This window comes from Nocardiopsis alba (genome assembly GCF_000710955.1).
Classification (GTDB): Bacteria; Actinomycetota; Actinomycetes; order Streptosporangiales; family Streptosporangiaceae; genus Nocardiopsis; species Nocardiopsis alba.
This window is the reverse complement of record NZ_BAZE01000015.1, coordinates 23748-46535: the sequence shown is the minus strand read 5'-3', so window position 1 is coordinate 46535 and position 22788 is coordinate 23748. Positions and strand designations below refer to the sequence as shown.

Genomic DNA, 22788 nt, shown 5'->3' with positions numbered 1-22788 from the left:
GTGTGCACGCGCCCTGTCCCCGCGGTCCCACCACCGGCCGATCCCGACCCACGGAGGGCGCGATGTCCCCTCGTTCAGAGACGACCGCCCCCGGTCCGCCCCCGCGGCGGGCCGGTCCCGTCGCGGCGGGCGCGGCCTCGATCCTCCTGCTCACCTCGTGCGCCGTGCTGACCGCCGGGGACCGGCTGGACAACGTCCCCCACGACGTCTCCACCGACATCACCGACGAACCGGTCGAGCTGGTCGTGGCCTACACCGACGATCCGCCCGTCACCGAGCTCGTCGAGGGGTTCACCGAACTCCACCCCAACGTCTCGATCGAACTCCAGCAGACCCCGTTCAGCGACTACATCAAGACCGTCACGCTCGCGATGTCCTCGGAGGACCCGCCCGACCTGGCCCAGTACAACCCGGGCGCCATGCGATCGCTCATCCCGGGCGGCTACGTGCTCGACCTGGATCCCTACTCCGAGGCCTACGACTGGGAGGGGTCCTTCCCGGCCGCGAGCCTGGAGCCGCTGCGCGCCGACGAGGACGCCGCCCGCTTCGGCGAGGGGAGTCTGTACGCGGCGCCCGGCGCGCTCTCGGTCATCGGGGTGTTCTACAACCGGGAACTGTTGGCGAAGGCCGGAGTGGAGGAGCCGCCCACCACCCTCGACGAGTTCGAGGAGGCCCTGGAACGGGTCGCGGCGGCCGGCATCGTCCCGTTCGACGTCGGCGGACTGGGGGTGGGCGGCATCCACCTGTGGAACGCGCTGCTCAACGCCCACGGAGATGGAGGGGCCTACCGCGACTGGGTACACGGGGTCCCGGACTCCACCATCGAGACCCCCTCCGCGCTGGAGGCGACCCGGACCTTCACCCGCTGGGTGGAGGCCGGATACGTGCCCGTGAGCGCCAACGCCACCTCCGACGACGACGCCAGGGCCGACTTCGCCACGGGGAGCGGCGCCTTCCTGGTCACCGGCAACTGGGCCGCCTTCGAACTGGACGAGGCGATGGGAGAGAACGTCGGCTTCTTCCCGATGCCCGGCGTCGACGCCGACCAGGAGCCCCTGATCTCCGGCTCCAGCGTCTCCTTCGTCGTGTCCTCGCAGACCGAACACCCCGACGTGGCCGCCGCCTTCCTGGACCACCTGAGCTCGCCCGAGTCGGCGCGGATCCAGCTCGGGGCCGGGTTCATGCCGGTGGACACCGACGTGACCGCACAGGAGGGAGGCGTGTTGGAGGAGATCAACACGGCCTACACGCGGGTGGCCGAGGAGGAGGGCATCGTCCCCTTCCCCGACTTCGTCACCCCCGGCATGATCGACCGGCTCACCCCGGGCGCCCAGGGGCTGACGTCGGGGACCCTCGACGAGGAGGCCTTCCTCGCCGAGATCCAGACCGAATGGGACCGGGTCCATGGCCGGTAGCGCGCTCCTCCGACGCGGGAGGGAGGAGACCGGGCGGCGTCCGGGCGGTCGTGGAAGAGGGGGACGCTCCCGGTGGCGGGCCTGGCTCTACCTGCTGCCCGCGCTGGTCGTCTACCTGGGCTTCGCGGTCTACTCGGGGCTCAACACGCTGCTGTTCTCGTTCCTGCACTGGGACGGGTTCCAGACCCCGGCCTGGGCCGGACCGGACAATTACGCCCGGGTGCTCACCGACCCGCTGCTGTCCGGGGCGATCCTCAACGCCCTGGTGCTCATCGTCTTCTTCTCGCTGATCCCGATCGCCGTGGGGCTGCTGCTCACCGGGCTGCTCCTGGGGCGGGTGCGGCGCGGGATGACCTTCTACCGCACCGTGTTCTTCCTGCCCCAGGTGCTGCCGTTGGTGGCGGTGGGCACCACCTGGCGCTGGCTGTACGCCGACGACGGCATGATCAACCAGGCGTTGGAGGCGGTGGGGGCCGGCTTCCTGACCCGCGCCTGGCTGGGCGACCACGATCTGGCGCTGTTCGCGCTGGGGCTGATCGGCACCTGGTGCATGAGCGGCCTGTGCATGGTGCTGTTCCTGAGCGGGGCCCAGCGGATCGACCCGTCGCTGAACGAGGCGGCCGCCATCGACGGGGCCGGGCCGGTCCGCAGGTTCATGAACGTGACCCTGCCCGGGCTGCGCCGCGAGATCGGTATCGCCGCGGTCATCACCACCATCGCCGCGCTGGCCGGCTTCGATCTGGTGTTCGTCACCACCAACGGCGGCCCGGCCGGACAGACCAACGTGCCGGCGCTGCTGGTGTACCGGCTCGCCTTCAACGAGGGCTCCATCGGCGCCGCGAGCGCGCTCGCGGTGGTGCTGACCCTGCTGGTCATCGTGCTGGTCGGCACGATCCGTCTGCTGACGCGGGAGGAACGTTGAAACCGGACGCGATCGCGACCGCCCTGCGCTATGGGCTGCTGAGCACTCTGGCGGCGCTGGTGCTGCTGCCGTTCCTGGGGATCGTCCTGGCCTCGCTGCATCCGGCCGGCGGCCAGGTGCCCGGGTTCTCCCTCCCCGAACGGTGGTCGTGGGAGAATTTCCGCCTGGCCTGGGAGACCGGCGGTTTCGACCGGCTGATGTGGTCGGGCACGGTCATCGCGGTGTTCGTGGTGCCCCTGACGGTCTGCTTCGCCACCCTGGCCGGGTACGCGCTGTCGATCCTGGGGGTGTGGGGCGGACGCGCTCTCTCGCTCGCCTTCGTCCTCGGTCTGACCCTGCCGGTGGAACTGCTGGTCATCGCGCTGTACTTCAACCTGCGCGAGGTGGGGATGACCAACACCTACACGGGGGTGATCCTCGCCGAGGTCGCCCTGTTCCTGCCGTTCGGCGTGTACTGGATGCAGTCGCACTTCGCCTCGATGCCCCGGGAGCTGGTGGAGGCCGCCCGGGTGGACGGGGCCCGGGACCTCACCGTGCTGGCCCGGGTGCTGCTGCCCGTCTCGTGGCCGGCCATCACGACCCTGGCGGTCCTGGTGTTCATGTGGTCGTGGAACCAGTTCCTCCTGGTCCTGGTGATGATCCAGGATCCGGCGTTGCGCACGGCCCCCACCGGGCTGGGGTTGTTCGTGGGCCAGTACGGGACCGACATCCCGCTGCTGTCGGCGGCGACCCTCCTGGTCATCGCCCCCATCGTGGTCGTCTACCTGGTCTTCCAGCGCAGCTTCGTCAACGGCCTCACCCAGGGCGCGGTGAAGGGTTGAGCCCCCTCGTCCCCGAACGTCGACGCGTTCGGGGACGAGGGGGTCGGCTCACGCCTGGAGGAAGGCGCGCAGCCGGGAGACCAGCTCGGCCGGGCGCTCCTCCTGGAGCAGGTGGCCGCAGTCCATCGCGGAGCCGGTCACCGGTCCGGAGCAGACCTCCCGCCAGGTGGCGGCGACGTCGTACAGGCGACCGACCGTGCCCCGCGCACCCCACAGGGCGAGCAGCGGCCGGGTCACCAGGTGTCCGCGTTCGGTGTCGTGACGGTCGTGCTCCAGGTCGATCCCGGCGGCCGCGCGGTAGTCCTCGCAGATCGCGCGCACCGTCTCCGGGTCCCGGTAGCAGCGCAGGTACTCCTGGACCAGATCCTCGTTCGGCACGCCCTCGCTGCGGCTCTGTCCGCGCAGATGCGCGCGCAGGTACGTCTCGGTCGCCCCCGCGATCATCGTCTCCGGCAGCGGGGACGGCTGGATCAGGAAGAACCACCAGAAGTACCGGGTGGCGAACTCGCGGTCGGTCCGGTCGTACATGGTCGCCGTGGGGGCGATGTCCATGACCGCGAGCCGGTCCACCGCCTCGGGGTGGTCCAGGGCCATCCGGTGCGCGACCCGTCCGCCCCGATCGTGGCCGACCACGGCGAAACGCTCGTGACCGAGCAGACGCATCACCTCCACCTGGTCGGCGGCCATCGCCCGCTTGGAGTAGGAGGCGTGGTCGGGTTCGCTCTCCGGCGAGGTCGAGTCCCCATAACCCCGCAGGTCGGTGGCGACGACCGTGAAGTCGCGTGCCAGCTCGGGGGCGACCTCGCGCCAGGTGGCGTGGGTCTGCGGATGACCGTGCAGGAGCAGCAGCGCGGGGCCTCGACCGCCGACCGCCGTACGGATCCGTTGCCCGTTCGCCAGGGTGAGGTCCGAGGCCTCGAAACCGGGGATCAGCGTGTGCTCCCCGTAGGCGCTCGGCCCGGCCTCGCGGTGGACGTGTGTCATGCCCGGGCCCCCTCGACCAGCTCGTCGGCGACGGCCTTGCCCAGGCCGACGGCCGTACCGTTCCCGCCCAGGTCCGGGGTGAACACCGAACGGTCGCCGGCGAGCACGCGCTCGATCGCGCCGAGGACGGCGGCGCCCGCCTTCTCCTGCCCCAGGTGTTCGAGCATCATGGAGGCGCTCCAGATCTGTCCGACCGGGTTGGCGATGCCCCGACCCGCGATGTCGGGGGCCGAACCGTGGACCGGCTCGAACAGGCTCGGGTAGCGGCCCTCGGGGTTGATGTTGGCGCTGGGGGCGATGCCGATCGTCCCCGTGCAGGCCGGGCCCAGGTCGGAGAGGATATCGCCGAACAGGTTGCTGGCCACGACCACGTCGAACCGGTCCGGATGCTGCACGAAGTGCGCGGTCAGGATGTCGATGTGGTACTGGTCCACGGTGATGTCGGGGAACTCGGCGCTCATCGCCGCCACGCGCTCGTCCCAGTAGGGCATGGTCTCGGAGATGCCGTTGCTCTTGGTGGCCGAGGTCAGGTGCCGGCGGTCACGGGTGCGGGCCAGTTCGAAGGCGTAGCGCAGGATCCGGTCCACGCCGGTGCGGGTCATGACGGTCTCCTGGATCACCGTCTCCCGGTCGGTGCCCTCGAAGATCCTGCCGCCGATGGAGCTGTACTCGCCCTCGGTGTTCTCGCGGACCACGTAGAAGTCGACGTCGCCGGGGCCGCGACCGGCGAGCGGACTGGTCACCCCGGGCATGAGCCGGACGGGGCGGACGTTCGCGTACTGGTCGAACCCGCGACGGAACTTCAGCAGGCTGCCCCAGAGGGAGACGTGGTCGGGGACGACCTCGGGCCAGCCGACGGCGCCCAGGAACAGGGCGTCGTAGCCGGACAGTTCCTCGAACCAGTCGTCGGGGAGCATCTTCCCGTGTTCGAGCCAGTAGTCGGCCGAGGCGAAGTCGTACTCGACCAGGTCGAGCCCGAACCCGAAGACCTCGGCGGCGGCGCGCAGGACCCGCACCCCCTCGGGGACGACCTCCTTACCGATTCCGTCCCCGGGGATCACGGCGATCCGGTAGCTCTCCGACATGCGCAAGGCCCTTCGTGTTCGTGGCGGTGGTTCACCGCACTCTCATGCCGGACCAAACTAGGAGGAAAGCCGACACGGAGGAACAGCCCTCCGGTCAACGCTCTCTTTCCTCCAACGCAAGAAGCGAGACGATGTCCACCCTTTCCGACCTGGACGACCTGGAGTTCTTCGCTACTCTGGCGCGCTCGCCCAACATGACGGCGGCCGCGCGGACGTGGAGCGTGTCCCTGTCCGCCGTGAGCAAGCGTCTGACCCGCTTGGAGTCCCGTCTGGGCACCCAGTTGATCCAGCGGAGCACCCGCCGGCTCACCCTGACCGAGAGCGGCGCGCTGTACGCCTCGGGCGCGCGCGATCTGGTGCAGAACCGCGCCGACCTGGAGGAACGGGTGAGCCGCGCCTCGGGAGAGCTGCGCGGTCGCCTGTCGGTGCACTCGACCCTGGGCCTGGGCCGCCGCCACATCGCACCGTTGTTGGAGGAGTTCACGACCGCGCATCCGGCCGTCGAGATGGACCTGACCCTGTCCGAGCACGCCTTCAGCATCGCCGGATCCGGCTACGATCTGGCGATCCGGGTGGGCTCGCCGCCCGACGCCCGTTTGCGGATCCGCCGGCTGCACGCCAACCGTCGGATCCTGTGCGCGGCCCCCTCGTACCTGGCCGAGCACGGCGCGCCCCGATCGCTGTCGGAGCTGGCCGACCACGACTGTCTGGTGATCAAGGAGAACGACGCCGACTTCGGGGTGTGGCGGTTCGGTACCGGCCCGGACGACGAGAGCGCGATCCGCGTGTCCGGCGACATGGCCTGCAACGACGGCGAGGTGATCCTGGACTGGTGTCTGGCCGGCCGGGGCATCATGTTCCGTTCGGCCTGGCAGGCGCGACCACTGGTGGAGCGGGGACTGCTGGTGTGCCTGTTGCCGGAGGTGCCCACACCGCCGGCGGACATCTTCGGGATCACCGACGCCACCGCCCATCTGCCGGGGCGCACGACGGCGCTGCTCGACCACCTGGCCTCGGGGCTGGAACGCCGGCTGGCGGACCCCGCCACCGGCTGAGGTCGGCCCCCGCTCGGGCGCCCCGTCGTCCACAGGGGACGAGGGGCGGGGGTCCGCCTCGCGAAGGAGGGGTAGGGATCCCACCGGACACGGTCGAGGGACGCCCCTCTCGACCCCGACCGAGCAGACGAGGAGACCCATGGGTTCACCCGAGGCCGCCTACCGGGTCGGAGAGGGCGGCGTCCTCGACGTCGACACCGCCTTCTACGACCGTCTCGCCGCCCGTTCCGACGATCAGGAGGTGGTCGAACACCTCGTCCTGCCGATCCGCTCCGGCCTGGCCTGGGAGGTACCCGCCGGGCACCTGTTCCGGATCATCGCCCCCGAAGGCCCCCAGGTCGGCGACCTCAACCTCTGGAACCGGCACGATCCCCGGGAACGACTGTGGGCCTCCCGCACCCGACAGTTGCAGAGCGCCCACGTGTCCCGCCACGATCGACTGTGGTCGACGCTGCCCCGGCTGCGGCCGTTGGCCACGATCACCGCCGACTCCCTGGAGGGCTACGGGACCGACGCCGACGGCGGGCGCGTCCACGACCTGCTGGGCACACGGTGCGACCCCTACGTGAACCGGATCCTCACCGGTGAGGACTTCGACCTGCACTGCCACTCGAACCTGACCCGGGCGGTGCTGCCGTACGGACTGACCGAGTTCGACGTGCACGACGTGCTCAACGTCTTCCAGTGCACCGGCCTCAACGACGAGGACCGGTACTTCATGAAGGCCTCTCCCGCGCGGCCCGGCGACTTCCTGGAGTTCTTCGCCGAACAGGACCTGCTGTGCGCCCTGTCGACCTGCCCCGGCGGCGACCTCTCGGTCCCGCTGTGGGGGCCGGACGCCCGCGACCCGATCGACGTGTGCCGCCCCCTCGCGGTGGAGATCCGGCGGCCCTCACCCGACCTGCTCCAAGGGTGGAGCCCACCGGAGCCGGCCGCCTATAAGGGGGCGCACGGTCTACGCGGGCCCGTCCAGGGGTGAGGCCCGGTATCGGCGGAGCCGCTCCGTGTCGAGCGAAGCCGTCGTCGTCCGTGGTGGTCACCGGCCCTATCGGAGCGGCGCGATCTCGCCCTGGAACGGATCGATCCGTCTCCGGCTCCCTGTGCCCGCCCGCGAGGTGCGGTGGTGGGCCCGACCTCCCTCGGGCCGCGCGGCGATGGCATGCTCTCGTCCATGAGCGAGGATCGACGGGGCGGGGCGAGACCGGGGCCGTGGGGGCTCATCGCGTGCGCCTGGGCGCTCGTCTTCGCGGCGGCGCACTTCTACTGGGCGCTCGGCGGCGACCTGGGACTGGCCGTCTCCGCGGGCCCCCTGGCCGAGGAACGCCCCGGGTGGTTCGTACTGGTGGGCCTGTGGGGCGTGGGTGCGCTGTGCCTGGTGGGCGCCGCGCTCGGATGGCTTCTGGGCGAATCGAGACCGGCCGGTGCGGCAGGGCGAGTGGTCACGGCGCTGGGGTGGTGCGCCTGCGCGGTCCTCCTGGCGCGCGGGCTCGCGGTCGAGGCGTTGCTGCTGTTCGACACGGCGGGCCGGTGGGTGGAGGTGAGCGCGGAGCAGCGGCTGTGGACGCTGCTGCTCTGGAACCCCTGGTTCGTGGTCGGCGGCCTGGCCTTCGGTCTGGCGGCGCGCGGGCCCGGACGGACACGGAACCCGCGCGCCCCGACCGGCTGACGCTCCGGGTCATGGGTCCAGTGTCGCGTGGAGGCGGGCGGGGTGCCATTGCCATTAAACCTACTTAATAAGTAGGATATGTGGGAATTGAACAGGCCCCGAAACCCCACCCACCGAGGAGCCCGTCATCCACCCCCGACGCCACCACCCCCTGATCCCCGGCCTGTCCCTGGCCCTGACCTGCCTGCTCGCCGCCACCGCCTGCTCCGGGGACGAGGGCGGCGAGTACCTGCCCCTGAACGCCCCGCTGCCCGAACGGATCCCCGAGGGGACCACGCTCGTCGTCGGAGATCCCCGGACCCAGCGCGCCCTGGAACTGTCCGGCGAGATCGACGACCTGCCCTTCGAGGTCGAGTGGGCGAACATGTTCGGTGGACCACAGACCTCCGAGGCCTTCCGCGCCGAGGCCCTCGACGTGGGCGCCGTCGCCGACATCCCGCCCCTGCACGCCCGGTGGACCGGACTGGACGTGCGCGTGGTCGCCGCCGCCGAGCGCGAGGTGCCACTGGAACACCCCCTCTACGAGATCGGGATCGCGCCCGGCGCCGACATCGACGACCTCTCCGACATCGAGGGCGCGCGCGTGGCCTACAGCCCCGGCCAGGCCCAGGGCGCACTCGTCCTGCGCGTGCTGGAATCGGTCGGGCTGGAGCCGGAGGACGTGGAACTGGTCGAGATGACCAGTGTCGACGACACCTACGTCAACGCCCTGGCCTCCGACCAGGTCGACGTCGCGCCTCTGGGCGACGTGCTCATCCGCCGCTACCTGGACCGGTACGCCCGGGACGGGGCCACCGTGCTCCCCCACGGGCTGCGCGACGACCCCTGGCACCTGTACACGCCCGAAAGCGTCCTGGAGGACGCCGACAAGGCCGCCGCGATCCGGGAGCTGGTCCGGGCCTGGGGCCGGGCCCAGGTGTGGATCGGCGAACATCCCGAGGAGTGGGCCGAGGGCTTCTACGTCGACCACGAGGGGCTGAGCCCCGAGGACGCCGAACACCTCGTGGAGCGCGACGGGGTCAGCGTGATCCCCGAGGACTGGGACGAGACCATCGAACGCCACCAGGCCACCGCCGACCTGCTCTCCCGTATCCAGGAATGGCCTTCCGTGGACGTACGCGAGGAGGTCTACGACACGCGCTTCGAGACCGTCGCCTTCGAGGGCCTGACCGAGGGGGACGCCCGATGAGCGACCACACCCCCGCCCCCGGGGCCGGCCCGGAACGCTCCACGACGGTCCCCCTGCCCGAACGCCGCGCGCGTCGTCGGGGTCCGGGCCCCGGACCCCGCGTACCGGGGCTGCTCGCCCTGGGCCCGCTGCTGCTCCTGACGGTCTGGTTCGTCGGGTCGGCCACCGGCCTCATCGAGGAACGCACCCTGTCGGCGCCCTGGACGGTGGCGCGGACGGCCGCCGACCTCATCTCGGCGGGAACCTTGCAGGAACATCTGCTCGCCTCCGCCGGTCGGGCGCTGCTCGGGTTGGGCGTGGGCGTGACGACCGGCCTGGCCCTGGCCCTGGTGGCGGGGCTGAGCAGGATCGGCGAGGGGCTGGTCGACGGCCCCATGCAGATCAACCGGGCCGTTCCGAACCTGGCGTTGCTGCCGCTGCTGATCCTCTGGTTCGGCATCGGCGAGGAGATGAAGGTGATCACGATCGCCCTGGCGGTGGTCGTGCCGATCTACGTGCACACCCACAACGCGCTGAGCGCCATCGACCAGAGGTACGTGGAGCTGGCCGAGACCCTCGGCACGGGCCGCGCCACCTTCATCGGCCGGGTGGTCCTGCCCGGGGCACTGCCCGGTTTCCTGCTCGGGCTGCGCTTCGCCGTGACCGCCGCCTGGCTGTCCCTGGTCGTGGTGGAACAGGTCAACTCCACCAACGGCCTCGGCTACATGATGACCCTGGCCGGAAGCTACGGGCAGACCGACGTGATCGTCGTCGGTCTGGTCGTCTACGCCGTCCTCGGTCTACTGCTCGACGGACTCGTTCGACTCGTACAGAGGAGGGCGCTGACATGGCGTCGCACACTGGAAGGCTGACCCTGGCTCCCCCGACCGAGGGGGCGCCCCTGACCACCGAGGCCCCCGCGGTCCGGGTACGCGGTCTGACCCGCGGCTTCGACGGACGCGCGGTCCTGCGCGGGGTGGACCTGGACATCGCTCGCGGCGAGTTCGTCGCCCTGCTGGGACGCAGCGGTTCGGGAAAGAGCACGCTGCTCAGGGCGGTGGCCGGGCTCGACCACGGGGTGGCCGGGGCCGGGGACGTCGACACACCCGAGAGCGTCTCCATGGTCTTCCAGGACTCCCGGCTCCTGCCCTGGCAGCGGGTCCTGGCCAACGTCACCCTGGTGTTGCCGGGCCCCGGGGCCCGCGAGCGCGGTCGGGCGGCCCTGACCGAGGTCGGGTTGGAGGGCAGGGAGCGGGCCTGGCCCCACGAGCTCTCCGGCGGGGAGCTCCAGCGCGCCGCGCTGGCCCGTTCTCTGGTGCGCGAGCCGCGCCTGTTGTTGGCCGACGAGCCGTTCGGCGCGTTGGACGCCCTCACCCGGACGCGGATGCAGGACCTCCTCCTGCGACTGACCGAGCGGCACCGCCCCGCGGTCCTCCTGGTCACGCACAGCGTGGACGAGGCCATAGTCCTGGCCGATCGGGTGGTGGTCCTGTCCGAGGGGGTGGTCGCGGCCGATCTACGGGTCGACCTCGCCGCCCCGCGCGAGGTCGCCGCCCCCGGTTTCGCGGCGTTGCGCGCCCGGCTGCTCTCCCTGCTCGGCGTGGACCGCGAGGAGCGGGCGACCGGCGAGTGAGGGCCGAGAGACGACGGAAGGGGTCCTCGCGGGGGCGACCCGCGAGGACCCGGCGGTCATCGTGCGCTCCGGTCACCTTCGGGGGCCGAACACCCCCACGAGCAGGGAGACCAGGGCCAGGGCAGCCGCGCTCCACAGCAGGAGGACGAGCCCCGCCGCCTCCACCACGACCCCGCCGAGCAGGGCGCCCAGGGCGATCGAGGCGGTGAACACCCCGACGTAGAGTCCGGCGATCTGTTCGACCCGGTGGGGTACCGCGCGGGTCATCCAGAGCCGGCCCGCCACCGAGACACCGCCGTAGGCCGCGCCCCACAGGGCGATCCAGACCCAGGCGACCCAGGACGTCTGCCCCGAGAGCGCCGACAGGGCGACGGCCAGGGCGATCCCGCCGGCCAGGGTCAGGATCGTGAGACGGGAGCGGCGGGCCGCCGTCGCCCCGGCGAGGAAGTTCCCGGCCAGCCCGAACAGGCCGTAGACCAGCAGGAGCGGGGCGATCGCCGTCGGGGCGAGTCCGGAGTGCTCCTCCAGGACGGGGCGCACGTAGGTGTAGGCGGCGAAGTGCGCGGTGACCAGGAGTGCCACCATCGCCAGGCCGATGGCCACGGCCGGGGTGAGCAAGGCTTGGGCCGGTCCGTCGTCGCCGGCCGAGGCCGCCGGTCGGGGCAGTCGTGGCAGCGCGATGGTCAGGGCCGCGGCCAGGACGAGCGCCGCGATCGCCAGGGCGGTGAAGGCCGCCCGCCATCCGAGGGCGTCGCCCACCATGGTGCCCAGGGGCACACCGGCCACGGAGGCGGCGGCGACCCCGCCGATGACGAAGGACACGGCCAGGGCCACGTCGCGGAGCGCCACCAGTCGAGTGGTGACCGCCGCCGCCATCCCCCACACCGTCCCCATGGCCAGTCCCAGGATCACGCGGGAGAGGACCATGAAGGCGAAACCGGAGGCGAGGGCGGTGAGCGCGTTGCCCAGCGCCAGGACCACCATGGCCACGGCCAGGACCGTCCGCCGGTCGAGTCCGCCGAGCAGCCGGGGGACGAGCGGGGCGGTCACCGCCGCCACCAGACCGGTGACGGTGAGGCTGGATCCGGTGGCGCCCGTCGATATGCCGAGCCCCTCGGCCATGGGGGTGAGCACGCCGATCGGCAGCATCTCGGAGGTGACGACCAGGAAGGTGCTCAGGGACAGCACCGCGACGGCGGCCCACCGTCGGGGCGTGGTGCGGGAATCGTCGACGGCCGTCGTCGACACGGTTGAACTCATGGGTCCAGCCAAGCGGCCGTCACCGGGGCGAACAACAGCGATCCGCTCAGCGATCGTTGAGCTAGGCTCAACGATATGACGGGCGGGAGCGGAACGTTGAACCAGGTGCACGTCCAACAGATCGAGTGTCTGCTCGTGTTGTCCGAGGAGCTGCACTTCGGGCGGACCGCCGCGCGTCTGGGCTACTCCCCCAGCCGGGCCAGCCAACTCCTCTCGGCCCTGGAGCGACGGGTGGGCGTGCGCCTGGTGGAGCGCACCAGCCGTCGAGTGTCGCTCACCCGATTCGGCGCCCAGTTCGTCGAGGAGGTGCGGCCCGCCTACGAGAACCTGAGCACCACCTTCCTCCGCGCCCGGGACCGGGCCATGCGCGGCGCCCTGCGCGAGCTGCGACTGGGTTTCCACGGCAGCGTCTACGAGCAGGTGACCGAGGCCTTCCGCCTCCTGCGCGCCGAACACGAGGTGACGGTGACGCTCAGCGAGATACCGTTGGGCTCCCCGTTCTCCGCGGTCCTGGAAGGGCGGCTGGACGCCGCGTTGGTGGAGCTGCCAGTCCACGACCCCGCCCTCACCGTGGGTTTCCGTTTCCCACCCCAGGAACAGCTCCTGGCGGTGGGCACGGCACACCCCCTGGCCTCACGCGAGGGGGTGCGCGTGGAGGAACTGGCCGAGTTCGACCTGCTGCGGCCGGTCGGGGACGCCCCCGACTACTGGATGGCGGCCCGGGTCCCGCCGACCACGCCGTCGGGCCGGCCGATCCGCTCGGGTACGGGCATCAACACCGTCCAGGAGGGGTTGGCGCTGGTCGCCGCGGGGACGCACGCCATGCTGGTCTGCCGTCCGATGGCCCAGAGCATCTCCAGGACCGACGTGCGCTGCCTGCCGATCTCGGAATGGGAGGAGCCCTCCCAGCTGGGGCTGGTCCGACGGACCGCCGACACCGGTCCGCAGCTCACCGCGCTGGCCGGTCTGCTCGCCGAGGTCTACGGGGGCGACTCCCCCTGCTACGCGGGGCTCTCCCCCGCGCCGGGCTCACGCGACATCGCGTAGAGCGTGGGGCCGTCGGGGACGGTGATCGCCGCCGTGGTCCGGAAACCGAACCTCTCGTAGAAGGGGAGGTTCTCGGCCTTGCTCGATTCCAGGTAGGCGGGGAGCCCGGAGCGGTCGGCCCGTTCCAGACCCGAGAGCAACAACGCCTTGCCCGCCCCGGAGCCGCGCACGTCGGGGTCGGTGCCCAGTTCCGCCAGGTACCAGTGCGGCCCGCGGGGGAAGTGCTCTTCGAGCCGCTTCAGCCCCTTGAGCACGGTGGGCAGCCGTCGCATCCCGAAGATCCCGGGCAGGTGCGGGGCCACGCGCAGCGCGACCCACGTGTCCCGGGCGTCGGGGTCACCCCACAGGGCGGCGCCGACCACACGTCCATCGAGGTCGGCCACCTCGACCCTTCCGTGCGGCAGGTATTCGAACCCGGCCTCCAGGGCGTAGAGGCGTCGGGAGCGCGCGGGGCGCAGGGCGGGGTCGGGGAACATCCACTCGTTGAAGGGATCCCCCTCGAAGGCCCGGCTCAGGACGTGACCGATCGCCGCCACGTCCGTCGTCCCGGCGTCGCGTACCGAGGCCTTCACGCGCGGCTTCACCATGGTCTCCACAGACTCCCCTTCTCATACCGTCCGGACGGTACAGTAACGGGAACCGGGGCGTTCCGCCTATGACCTCCACCACCCGGCGAGATCCCGGGGTGTCCCTGAAGACGCGTCAACCCAGCGGCATCTGCACCATGTCGCGGATCGGGCCGGACAGCTCCTCCTCGAAGAAGGTGAAGAAGCCCTCCGGGTCCGGACCGGCGTTGATCAGGACCAGATGGTCGTAGCCGGCCTTGACGAACTCGCGGACCACCGTCAGGTGCCGTTCGGGGTCGGGGCCGTATCCGAAGACGTCCCCCATCGCGTCCCTGCTGATCAGGGAGGTCGCCGCCTCGAAGTTGACGGGGTTGGGCAGCTCGGACTGGACCTTCCATCCGGTGAGACCGAACCGGAAGATCTCGCGCGCCGACTCCAGCGCCGAACCGTCGTCCGCGGCCCAGGCCAGGGGCACCTCGCCGTAGGCGGGCCCCGTTCCGCCCATCTCCCGGTAGTCGGTGACCAGCGTCCGATCCGGCTCGGTACCGAAAAGCCCGTCACCGAGTTCGGCGGCGAGCTCCGCCGCGCGTCTTCCTCCGGCCGCCACGGCGATGGGCGGGGGCTCCTCCGGCAGATCGAACACCCGGGCGTCCTCCAGGACCAGGTGCTCGCCCCTGTAGGAGTGGTAGCCACCGGACCACAGCATGCGGATGATGGTGACCGCCTCCCGCAGCATCTCGTGGCGGATGGTCGCGCTGGGCCAGCCGCGCCCCACCACGTGTTCGTTGAGCCTCTCACCCGAGCCCACGCCCAGGGTGAAACGGCCTTCGGAGAGCAGGGCCGTGGTGGCGGCCGCCTGGGCGACGATCGCCGGGTGGACCCGCAGGATCGGACAGGTGACCCCGGTCGCCAGGCCGATGTTCTCGGTCCGTTCGGCGATCGCGGCCAGCATCGACCACACGAACCCGGAGTGCCCATGACTGAACAGCCAGGGGTGGAAGTGGTCGCTGATCTCCACGAAGTCGAATCCGGCCCGCTCGGCCCGTACCGCCTGTTCCACGATCTCGCGCGGCCCGAACCCCTCGGCGAACAGTTTGTAGCCGACCTTCATTCGAATCCCTCCCCTTCGTCCCTACCGCCGCCATGACCGTGACGCGGGCGACGGAAACATGACCTGGTCCAGAAATGGGCTCCGTTTCACTCGGAACGGAGGCCGGACCGCTCCGCCTCGAACGCCGGGCCACATCTGTGCGCCTCGGGGAGTACGGAATCGGAAAGGATCGGAAAGGGCGTGCGCACGGACACGATACGAGATCGAATCCATTCGTTCGGGGATGGGTCTTGAAGTGAAGTCCCCCACGGACGACTTCACCGAGCAGACCCTACCAAGGACCCGTTTTCGAACGAAAGGGCATCGCTCGGATTCGATAAAAGACATCCCGCTACTCGTGCAACAACATCACCATAACTCACCGTAGCAACATCTTTACGAACCCCCATGAACTACCCGATAGGAGACACATAACCCCTCCCGTGAAAAGATAGGGAAAACAGTCGACGTCCGCCATTGACATACCGAACACCACGTGCCACCAGCAGCCATACGGCCTCCGTTCAAACCCGTACCCCACCATCACCGCAGGCGACGAAGGCCGACGCCATCGCACAGCCCGCCGAACCGAGAACACACGAAGGAAGATCGGACGATTCCTCGCCGATTCCCTTGACATCACCCTCCACAACTGGAAACTGATAAAGCCGAGTCCTCGAACATCTCCTCGGCCTTCCGGGCGACACCCGGAACAGACCAACGAAAGGCACGGAGAGGGTCATTTCAGCGCGCCCACCGAGCGGCGTTCCCCACCGATCCTCTCCGACCCGAACCGCACCCGTCGGACGGCCCGCCGCCCGCACCCGAATGAGGGGCGATAACTTGACGGACACGTTTCCCCAGGAAATAGAGACGACAGCCGCACAACGGAAACGTTTCATGGAATCCGGCTATCTGATCCTCCCCGGCTTCCTGCCCGAAGACCTCGTCGACGGCCTGGCCCCCGAGGTGGACCGCTGGGTGGACGAGGGTTGGCGCGAACGTTCGATCGCCGCCTGTCTCTCCCCCGGCTCCCAGGCCCCGCCCCCGCCGCTCATGGAGCTGGAACTGCCCTCGCACGGTCGACTCCTCGCGCATGAGCCCCTGATGAGGATCCTCGACGAGCTGATGGCCGCCCCGTTCGTCTTCCATCATCTGCACAGCGACCGCCACGGGGACGTGACCGGGAGCAAACCCTGGCACCACGACCACGAGCCCAACGACCGGGACGACCCGGACCTGCTGATGGTCCACGCCCTGCACTACCTCGGCGGACTCGACGGCTCCGTCGGCCACCTCGTGCTCCTGCCCGGCTCCCACCTGGAACACGCCGACAAGAGGGCCCGGGCCCACCTCGACACCGCCGCACTGCCCGGAGAGATCGTCGTCGACCGGCTCCCGCCCGGGTCGACCGTGCTGATGAACTCGGCCCTGTTCCACGCCCGCAGACCCTCGGACATCCCCGGTTCGGGAAAGCCGCGCTACTTCGTCGACGCCTCGTACTGTCAGGTGGGGGCGCTGTGGCGCCCCGTGAAGCCGTTCTGGCGGCACATGCTCGCCCGGGCCCGGGCCCGGGCACTGGACCTGGACGGCGGGCGCCGACCCGAACTGTTCGCGGAACGGCACTTCGACGAATACACACCGGCGGAACGGAGTCCTTCCGTATGAGGATCATCGGCACTGTCGCCTTCTCCTACGTGAGAGCGGTCTATCGCGGCGACCACCCCCTCGACCGTGAACATCGGTCCAACACCAACGGCGACGGGGAACGGGCCCTGGAGATGGCCGACGAGATGCTCGGCACCTGGGTCCGGGTCCTGCTCACCCGCGAAGAGGTCCTCGGCATCACCCTGCCCTGGCACCTGAGCGAGGGCGGCGGGTTCGCCCTCGTGCCCAAGACCGAGACGACGGTGGGCGAGGCCGCGGAACTCGTCCGCTCCGACCCGGAGGCCATGGAGAGGGAGAACCCGGTCTGCGCGGAGAAGCTGGACCTGTTCCGACGCTCCCCGCACAGCCCGATCTACCTGAGCACGAGCCCGATCCCGCACCCCGACTACGCCGACCTGCGCGTGCGCAGCGGTCTCATCCACCTGGACGGGTTGCACCGGTCGGTGGCCTGGGCGCTGTCCGACCGTCTGGCGCCGGGAGAGAGGACCGAGGCGTTCGTCGCCGGTGTTCCGGAGTCCTCGTCCGAGCAGGGGCCGCCGCCCCCACGTCCCGACACCGACCGGACCGGAGGCCCACGCCCTTGACCCGTACGATGAGCCCGGCCCTCTCGCTCTCCGACGTGCTGACCCACCGGGCGCGCGCGTATCCGGAGCGGCCGGCGTTGTCCGACGGTGTCCGTGCCCTCGACTACCGCGCGCTCCACCTCACGGCCGATCGTGTGGCCGTCCGACTCCACGAACTCGGTGTCGTTCCCGGTGACCGGGTGGCGATCGCGGGCCCTCGCGACGCCCGGGTGTGCGCCCTGCTGTACGGGGTGCTGCGCTCCGGCGCGGCGGCGGTGGCCATCGACCCCACGTGGAGCGCGGCCGACGTGCGTCGCCGTCTGGACTCAGTCGACGCGCGGTGCGTCCTGGTCGCGGACGCCTCCCTCCCCGTCCCCGAGGGACGTCCGGTCGAGATCCTGGACGTGGACGCCCCGGACCCGGCCCCACGTCCCTTCGAGCCTCCGGTGCTCGCACCCGCCGCGCCCGCCTATCTCTCCTTCACCTCGGGGTCGAGCGGAGAGCCCAAGGCCGTCACGGTCACCCACGCCAACGCCGTGCACTACGCGCTCTCTCTGCGCGCGCGGCTGGATCTGGGCGAGGACGAGGCGCCGTGCTGCGCGCACGTCACCACCCTGGCGGCCGACCTCGGGCACACCGCCTGGCTGCTCGCCCTGGCCACCGGTGGATCGGTGCACGTCGTCCCCGACCACGAGACCCGGGAGCCGGCCGCCTTCTGGGCCTCCTTGGCCGGGGCCGGGGTGTCGGTGCTCAAGACGACGCCGTCGCATCTGACCGCCCTGGCCGAGGGAAGGCCGGCCGGGAGCCCGCCTCTGCGCACCCTGTTGTTGGGCGGCGAGGCGCTGCCCCGTTCCCTGGCCGCCGGGCTCCTGGACACCGGGGTGGCCCGCCAGGTGGTCAACCACTACGGCCCCACCGAGACCACCATCGGCGCCACCTGCTTCGTGGCCTCCTCCTCGTCCGAGCTTCCGGCGGACGAGCCCACGGTCCCCATCGGCACGGCGATCGGCGAGGTCGTCCTGGACCTGGTCGGTCCGGACGGGACACCCGTACCCGAAGAGGGCGAACTGCTGATCGGCGGCCGCGGGGTCACCGCGGGCTACTTCGGACGCCCCGAGGAGACCGCGCGGCGTTTCGTCCCCCACCGGGGCGGGATCGGCTACCTGACCGGCGACCTGTGCCGTCGTCGGCCGGAGGGGGACCTGGTCTTCGCCGGCCGTACGGACCGCCAGGTCAAGATCCGCGGCCATCGTGTGGACCCGGCCGACGTCGAGTGGGTGATGGGCGACCTCTCCGGGGTCGACCAGGCCGCGGTCGTCGTGCGTCGGACCCCTTCGGGGGCGCGTCTGGCGGCGGCGGTCCGCCCCGGGCCGGGCCTCGACCCCGAACGCCTCCTCGCCGAACTCCGCGTCCACCTGACGGATCGGCTGCCCGAGTACTCGATCCCCCGGCCGATCGTCGCGTTGACGGGGTTCCCGACGGGGCCCAACGGCAAGCTCGACCACGAACGTCTCGCCGTCCTGGTGGACGAGGCCGCGGCGAGGGAGCACGAGCCCGAGCCCTCCGTCCGGGCGACGGAACCATCCCCGTCCCCGGAACGGCTCCCCCTGGTGGAGGCCGTCACCGAACTCTGGGCGGGCGCGCTCGGGCTGTCCCACGTCGCGCCCGACTCCGACGTCCTGAGCCTGGGCGGGGACTCGATCCTGGCCATGCGCACCATCACCCTGCTGCGGCGTCACGGATACCGGGTCGCCTTCGAGGACTTCTACCGCTCCCCCTCGCCCCTGCTCCTGGTGTCGGTCGCACGACCCGTGACCGGGGAAGGAGTCTCCGCCGGAGCCGAACGGGACACCGCCGACGCGCTCGCCCTCGCTCCCGCCCAACGGTGGTTCTTCCGACAGGAGGCGCGGGAGCCGCGCCACTGGAACCAGGCGATCCTCCTGGAGTGCGGGGTGCCGGTGGCCCCCTCGGCCCTGGTCCGGGCGGTGGGCACGGTCCTGACCCGCCACGTCGCCCTGCGCCGGCCGATCGGCCCGGAGGGTCCGGGTGCGCCCCGGGAGGTCGAGGACCTGGACACGGTGACCTTCTCCCGGCTCCCCCGCGACCCCGAACACGCGGCGGAGAGGGTCGAGGCCACCTGCGCCGAGCTCCAGCACACCCTGGACCCGGCGGCCGGCCTCTCGCTCCGTGTCCACCTCTTCTCCGGACGGGACGGAGCACCGGACCGGCTCGCCTTGTTCGCGCACCACCTGACGGTGGACGGCCTCTCCTGGCGGATCCTGCTCGACGACCTGGCCCACGCCTACCGCGCCGCGCTCTCCGGGGACACGGCCCTCCCACCGCCGACCGCCGACTTCCACCGATGGGCCGCGACGGCGCCGCCGGCCCCCGCCGACCCACCGGTCCGCCCCGAGGCCCTGGCCGGGACCGAGCCGGCCGCCCTCACCTGGTCCCTCGACGCCGGGGCCACCGACCGGCTCCTCCACAGGCACGGGCGCTCCCAACGGCTGGAGGCCCTTCTGCTGTCGGCGTTCGCCCACGCCGTCTCCACGCGGGACGGGGGCGAGGCCCTCACCGTGGAGGTGGAGACCCACGGTCGGGACACCACGGACCGGGGCGACGCCTACATGGACACCGTCGGCTGGTTCACGGCGGTCAAACACGTGGCCGTGGACGGCACCCGCCCGACCGCGGAGACGATCGAGGAGACCGAACGCCGACTCCGCGAGGCCCCGGAACGGCCGATGGACGCGGCCGGTCCCCGCCCCGAGGTCGGCTTCAACCTCCTGGGCACCTTCACCCTGCCCGACGAGCCGACCCTGCGCTGGTCGGTGGCTTCCGAGAGCCCGGGACCGGCACGCTGCCCGAGCGCCGATCCGCTGCATCGGCTCCGTCTGACCGCCCGAGTCGTCGAGGGGAGGCTGGTGATCGACCTCGTGTACGCGTGGCCGTGGCTGTCGCACGACGCGGCCGAGGAGATCGTCGCCGCCCTCGGTCGCACCGTGGCGGCGGAGGCCGAGGCACCCGCCCCCGCACCGATACCGAACGCGGTGCCGCCCTCGGGCCACCTCCTGCACCCCGGGCTCCCCTCCCCCGCTCGGGCCCGGGTCCTGGAACCGCCGCCCCACGTCCTGCTCACCGGGGCCACCGGCTATCTGGGCCGGCACCTGGTGACCGCGCTCCTGGACCGGGGCTCCCGGGTCACCTGCCTGGTCCGGGGGCGGGACGACGCCGACGCGGCCCGACGGCTCGCCGAACGGACCGGCGCCCCCGTCGGCTCGGAAGGGGCCCTGGACGTGATCGCCGGGGACATCGACCTCGAAGGGCTGGGGCTGGGCGGCGACGGGCTCGCCCTGGCCCGCCGGGCCGAGGTGATCGTGCACGCGGCCGCCGACGTACGTCTGGTCGCCCCGCCCGAGGAACTGGAACGCACCAATGACCTCGCGGTCCGACGCCTGGTGGCCTGGATCGAGAAGGAGGCGCCCGACGCGCGACTGCATCACCTGTCCACGCTCGCGGTCGCCGGCCGGGTCGACGGACCTCCCCGCCGGTTCTCCGAGGCCGACCTGCGGATCGACCAGGACTTCCGCACCCCCTACGAGAGGACGAAGTTCGCGGCGGAGGAGACCGTCCGCGCCTGGGCCGCCGGCGGCCGCCCCTACCACGTGCACCGCAGCGGGCACATCGCCGCGCACAGCCGCACCGGCGCCTTCCAGGACAACGTGGCCGACAACCGGATCTACCAGCTCGTACGCGGATACGTCCTGGCCGGGGCCGCCCCGAGTCGCCCTTCGGAGGGCTTCGCCTTCTCCCACGTCGACACGGTCGCGGCGGGCATCGCGACCCGAGCGCACTCGGCTCCCGGGGTCCACCACGTGGAGTCCCCGCACACGGTGGCCCACGACGAACTGGTGTCCTGGCTGGTCGACCTGGGATATCCGATCACCCTGACCGACGACCACGGGTTCGCCGAGGCCCTCTCCCGCCTCGAACGGAGCGATCCGACCGCCGCGCGCCTGGCGATGGCGTGGTCGCAGCTGGAGGACCGCAACGTGGTGGTCGACGGCTCGCGGACGACGTCGACGCTGGAGCGCGCCGGGGTCCGCTTCGCCCCTCCGACCCGAACGTGGTGGTCGGCGGCCATGGCCTGGGCCGTGGACGTCGGCTTCCTCCCGAGACCAGGTGACCCGAGGCCATGACGAAGGGAACGGACCAGGAGATGACGGAGAACACCGTGACCGAGATCGGTTGGGGAAGCACGACGTTGGAGAGCCGGAGCGACCTGTGGTCGATGCCCCTCGACGACGAGGACCGGCGGCTGCTCAGGCGGGACGCCGCGGCCCGGGCCTGGAGCGAGGGGAAGGAGGCGCGCGAGCGGCTGCGGTCCTTCGTCCAGGGGAGCGTCGCCTCGGTGGGTTTCGCGCACGTCCCCGACCTGCTCGACCCGAGTGAGGACGAGGTCGACATCGTAACGTCCCTGTCCTTCCTGCTGCGGGACTTCGGTGAGATCATCCCGCAGAACGCCCAGGGCGACCTGTTCCAGGTGCTGCGCGACCGCGACGGCGACGGCGCCACCGAGCTGGGCTTCCACTGCGACACCTGCGACGTGCTCGTCCTGCTCTGCCTCCAGCCGGCGGTCCTGGGCGGGGGGAACACCAAGCTCGCGAGCGCGCGCCACGTCCGGGAGATCATCGCCCGGGAGCGCCCGGACGTCCTGGAGACCCTGGAGGGCGACTGGACCTTCGACCGGACCGGACGCGCCGGACAGCAGGTCATCGTCTCCCCCATCCTCTTCACCCAGGAGGACGGGACCACCGGCTGCTACTACCAGACCCGGACCGTGCGCACCTCGCCCGAGCGGGGCGGTCCTCCCTTGAGCGACCGACAGTGGGAGGCCCTCGACGTGCTCGACGAGGTCCTCTACCGGCCGGAGATCGCCTTCGGGCTGCGGCTGGCCGCGGGCGACCTGCTGTTCATCCGCAACAGCCGTGTCCTGCACGGACGCTCGCCCTACGTGGACGAGCCCGGTCCTCGGGCGCGCCGCGTGCTCCGGGCCTGGATGAACGACGGTGACCGATGAGCGCCCCGGAGGAGGGGCGGCGCGGCGTCGCCGTGGTCACCGGCGGCGGTGGCGGGCTGGGCCGGGCGGGAGCGCTCGCCCTGGTCGAGGCCGGCTGGTCGGTGGTGATCGCCGGGCGCCGCGAGGAGGCCTTGAAGGAGACGATCGCCCTGGCCGGGGACGGGGAGCGGCGGCTCCTGGCCGCCCCGACCGACATCCGCGATCCAGAGCGGGTCGCGGCGCTGTTCGCCTCCGCGCGTGAGCGGTTCGGCCGGGTGGACCTGCTCTTCAACAACGCGGGCGCGGCCGTGCCCCGCAGGCCGGTCGCCGAGATCGCGTTCGAGGACTGGACCACGATCATGGACACCACGGTCACCGGCACGTTCCTGTGCGCCCGTGAGGCCTTCCGGGTGATGCGGGAGCAGTCCCCGCAGGGCGGACGCATCATCAACAACGGCGCGCCCTCCGCCCATACGCCCCGGCCCCATACCGCCGCCTACACCACCGCCAAGCACGCCGTCCTCGGTCTGACCAAGGCGCTGTCCCTGGACGGGCGGCCGTACGGCATCACCTGCGGACAGATCGACGTCGGCAACGTGGCCCCGCTGGACGGCGGCCCGCAGCCGCCCTCGATGCAGGCGGACGGGACGATGGCGGTGGAGACGACGATCCCGGTGGAACGGTTCGTCGAGACGCTGTTGTTGATGGCGTCGATGCCCCCGGACACCAACGTCCAGTACGTCACCGTCCTACCGGCCTCTATGCCCTTCATCGGGAGGGGATGAC

The 22788-nt window shown here is 71.4% G+C and carries 20 protein-coding genes; 15 read left to right on the top strand and 5 right to left on the bottom strand.

Features of this window, described 5'->3' with window-relative positions; all coding sequences use genetic code 11:
- Positions 1-62 precede the first annotated feature (62 nt).
- The 3 genes from TR33_RS23160 to TR33_RS23150 are packed head-to-tail and all read left to right on the top strand — an operon-like array spanning position 63 to position 3158.
- Positions 63-1415, top strand: coding sequence for an ABC transporter substrate-binding protein (locus TR33_RS23160; protein ID WP_042285495.1), 1353 nt, complete (start codon positions 63-65; stop codon positions 1413-1415).
- Complete coding sequence (locus TR33_RS23155; protein ID WP_042285492.1) at positions 1405-2337, top strand: carbohydrate ABC transporter permease; 933 nt, start codon at positions 1405-1407, stop codon at positions 2335-2337. Before TR33_RS23160 ends, TR33_RS23155 begins: the two co-directional genes overlap by 11 nt.
- On the top strand, positions 2334-3158 hold the full coding sequence (locus TR33_RS23150) for a carbohydrate ABC transporter permease (protein WP_017535288.1): 825 nt from the start codon (positions 2334-2336) through the stop codon (positions 3156-3158). Before TR33_RS23155 ends, TR33_RS23150 begins: the two co-directional genes overlap by 4 nt.
- A 48-nt stretch (positions 3159-3206) precedes the next feature.
- On the opposite strand, the gene TR33_RS23145 is transcribed toward TR33_RS23150, so the two are convergent.
- Together TR33_RS23145 and TR33_RS23140 are read right to left on the bottom strand one after the other, a co-directional pair.
- Entirely contained in the window at positions 3207-4142 is a 936-nt protein-coding gene (locus TR33_RS23145; protein WP_042285489.1) for an alpha/beta fold hydrolase, read from the bottom strand.
- Complete coding sequence (locus tag TR33_RS23140; protein ID WP_042285487.1) at positions 4139-5227, bottom strand: tartrate dehydrogenase; 1089 nt, start codon at positions 5225-5227, stop codon at positions 4139-4141. Before TR33_RS23140 ends, TR33_RS23145 begins: the two co-directional genes overlap by 4 nt.
- 131 nt (positions 5228-5358) lie before the next feature.
- Here TR33_RS23140 and TR33_RS23135 point away from each other — a divergent pair, with 131 nt between their 5' ends.
- The 6 genes from TR33_RS23135 (at position 5359) to TR33_RS23110 (ending at position 10749) form a co-directional block, all read left to right on the top strand.
- Positions 5359-6282, top strand: a complete 924-nt coding sequence (locus tag TR33_RS23135) for a LysR family transcriptional regulator (protein WP_014911919.1) — start codon at positions 5359-5361, stop codon at positions 6280-6282.
- Between the two features lie 139 nt (positions 6283-6421).
- Entirely contained in the window at positions 6422-7261 is an 840-nt protein-coding gene (locus tag TR33_RS23130) for an urea carboxylase-associated family protein (RefSeq protein ID WP_042285485.1), read from the top strand.
- Positions 7262-7453: 192 nt separating this feature from the next.
- On the top strand, positions 7454-7948 hold the full coding sequence (locus tag TR33_RS23125; protein ID WP_234305945.1) for a DUF3995 domain-containing protein: 495 nt from the start codon (positions 7454-7456) through the stop codon (positions 7946-7948).
- Between the two features lie 364 nt (positions 7949-8312).
- Positions 8313-9137: an ABC transporter substrate-binding protein gene (locus TR33_RS23120; protein WP_042285483.1), complete on the top strand. Its 825-nt coding sequence runs from the start codon at positions 8313-8315 to the stop codon at positions 9135-9137.
- A complete protein-coding gene (locus TR33_RS23115; RefSeq protein WP_017535282.1) occupies positions 9134-9988 on the top strand; it encodes an ABC transporter permease in 855 nt (284 codons plus the stop codon). Before TR33_RS23120 ends, TR33_RS23115 begins: the two co-directional genes overlap by 4 nt.
- Positions 9964-10749 carry an ABC transporter ATP-binding protein gene (locus TR33_RS23110; protein WP_017535281.1) on the top strand — a complete coding sequence of 262 codons (786 nt, stop codon included), beginning with the start codon at positions 9964-9966 and terminating at the stop codon, positions 10747-10749. Before TR33_RS23115 ends, TR33_RS23110 begins: the two co-directional genes overlap by 25 nt.
- A 72-nt stretch (positions 10750-10821) precedes the next feature.
- On the opposite strand, the gene TR33_RS23105 is transcribed toward TR33_RS23110, so the two are convergent.
- Complete coding sequence (locus TR33_RS23105; RefSeq protein WP_267880673.1) at positions 10822-12009, bottom strand: MFS transporter; 1188 nt, start codon at positions 12007-12009, stop codon at positions 10822-10824.
- Positions 12010-12084: 75 nt separating this feature from the next.
- On the opposite strand from TR33_RS23105, the gene TR33_RS23100 reads away from it, so the two are divergent.
- On the top strand, positions 12085-13056 hold the full coding sequence (locus TR33_RS23100; protein ID WP_020379960.1) for a LysR family transcriptional regulator: 972 nt from the start codon (positions 12085-12087) through the stop codon (positions 13054-13056).
- Here the strand turns inward: TR33_RS23100 and TR33_RS23095 are convergent.
- Both TR33_RS23095 and TR33_RS23090 read right to left on the bottom strand, forming a co-directional pair.
- Entirely contained in the window at positions 13011-13643 is a 633-nt protein-coding gene (locus TR33_RS23095; protein WP_234305944.1) for a GNAT family N-acetyltransferase, read from the bottom strand. The genes TR33_RS23100 and TR33_RS23095 overlap by 46 nt on opposite strands.
- 115 nt (positions 13644-13758) lie before the next feature.
- A complete protein-coding gene (locus TR33_RS23090; protein WP_014908765.1) occupies positions 13759-14733 on the bottom strand; it encodes a TIGR03557 family F420-dependent LLM class oxidoreductase in 975 nt (324 codons plus the stop codon).
- 879 nt (positions 14734-15612) lie between these two features.
- Here TR33_RS23090 and TR33_RS23085 point away from each other — a divergent pair.
- From TR33_RS23085 to TR33_RS23065, 5 genes are read left to right on the top strand one after another with little or no spacing between them, the layout of a single operon-like run.
- The gene (locus TR33_RS23085) at positions 15613-16380 is read left to right on the top strand and encodes a phytanoyl-CoA dioxygenase family protein (protein WP_017535277.1); all 768 of its coding nucleotides are present in this window, start codon (positions 15613-15615) and stop codon (positions 16378-16380) included.
- Positions 16377-16964, top strand: a complete 588-nt coding sequence (locus TR33_RS23080) for a DUF6309 family protein (RefSeq protein WP_042285479.1) — start codon at positions 16377-16379, stop codon at positions 16962-16964. The genes TR33_RS23085 and TR33_RS23080 overlap by 4 nt, the downstream gene beginning before the upstream one ends.
- A complete protein-coding gene (locus TR33_RS23075) occupies positions 16961-21142 on the top strand; it encodes an SDR family oxidoreductase (RefSeq protein WP_199806182.1) in 4182 nt (1393 codons plus the stop codon). The genes TR33_RS23080 and TR33_RS23075 overlap by 4 nt, the downstream gene beginning before the upstream one ends.
- Complete coding sequence (locus tag TR33_RS23070) at positions 21139-22023, top strand: TauD/TfdA family dioxygenase (protein WP_017535275.1); 885 nt, start codon at positions 21139-21141, stop codon at positions 22021-22023. Before TR33_RS23075 ends, TR33_RS23070 begins: the two co-directional genes overlap by 4 nt.
- A complete protein-coding gene (locus TR33_RS23065; protein WP_017535274.1) occupies positions 22020-22787 on the top strand; it encodes an SDR family oxidoreductase in 768 nt (255 codons plus the stop codon). Before TR33_RS23070 ends, TR33_RS23065 begins: the two co-directional genes overlap by 4 nt.
- The last annotated feature ends 1 nt before the right edge of the window (position 22788 follow it).

Bases quoted from the DNA above. Each gene is read 5' to 3' on its own strand.
- TR33_RS23160 (WP_042285495.1), top strand. From the start codon at position 63: ATGTCCCCTCGTTCAGAGACGACCGCCCCCGGTCCGCCCCCGCGGCGG.
- TR33_RS23155 (WP_042285492.1), top strand. From the start codon at position 1,405: ATGGCCGGTAGCGCGCTCCTCCGACGCGGGAGGGAGGAGACCGGGCGG.
- TR33_RS23145 (WP_042285489.1), bottom strand. From the start codon at position 4,142: ATGACACACGTCCACCGCGAGGCCGGGCCGAGCGCCTACGGGGAGCAC.
- TR33_RS23140 (WP_042285487.1), bottom strand. From the start codon at position 5,227: ATGTCGGAGAGCTACCGGATCGCCGTGATCCCCGGGGACGGAATCGGT.
- TR33_RS23135 (WP_014911919.1), top strand. From the start codon at position 5,359: ATGTCCACCCTTTCCGACCTGGACGACCTGGAGTTCTTCGCTACTCTG.
- TR33_RS23130 (WP_042285485.1), top strand. From the start codon at position 6,422: ATGGGTTCACCCGAGGCCGCCTACCGGGTCGGAGAGGGCGGCGTCCTC.
- TR33_RS23125 (WP_234305945.1), top strand. From the start codon at position 7,454: ATGAGCGAGGATCGACGGGGCGGGGCGAGACCGGGGCCGTGGGGGCTC.
- TR33_RS23120 (WP_042285483.1), top strand. From the start codon at position 8,313: ATGTTCGGTGGACCACAGACCTCCGAGGCCTTCCGCGCCGAGGCCCTC.
- TR33_RS23115 (WP_017535282.1), top strand. From the start codon at position 9,134: ATGAGCGACCACACCCCCGCCCCCGGGGCCGGCCCGGAACGCTCCACG.
- TR33_RS23110 (WP_017535281.1), top strand. From the start codon at position 9,964: ATGGCGTCGCACACTGGAAGGCTGACCCTGGCTCCCCCGACCGAGGGG.
- TR33_RS23105 (WP_267880673.1), bottom strand. From the start codon at position 12,009: ATGAGTTCAACCGTGTCGACGACGGCCGTCGACGATTCCCGCACCACG.
- TR33_RS23100 (WP_020379960.1), top strand. From the start codon at position 12,085: ATGACGGGCGGGAGCGGAACGTTGAACCAGGTGCACGTCCAACAGATC.
- TR33_RS23095 (WP_234305944.1), bottom strand. From the start codon at position 13,643: ATGGTGAAGCCGCGCGTGAAGGCCTCGGTACGCGACGCCGGGACGACG.
- TR33_RS23090 (WP_014908765.1), bottom strand. From the start codon at position 14,733: ATGAAGGTCGGCTACAAACTGTTCGCCGAGGGGTTCGGGCCGCGCGAG.
- TR33_RS23085 (WP_017535277.1), top strand. From the start codon at position 15,613: ATGGAATCCGGCTATCTGATCCTCCCCGGCTTCCTGCCCGAAGACCTC.
- TR33_RS23080 (WP_042285479.1), top strand. From the start codon at position 16,377: ATGAGGATCATCGGCACTGTCGCCTTCTCCTACGTGAGAGCGGTCTAT.
- TR33_RS23070 (WP_017535275.1), top strand. From the start codon at position 21,139: ATGACGAAGGGAACGGACCAGGAGATGACGGAGAACACCGTGACCGAG.
- TR33_RS23065 (WP_017535274.1), top strand. From the start codon at position 22,020: ATGAGCGCCCCGGAGGAGGGGCGGCGCGGCGTCGCCGTGGTCACCGGC.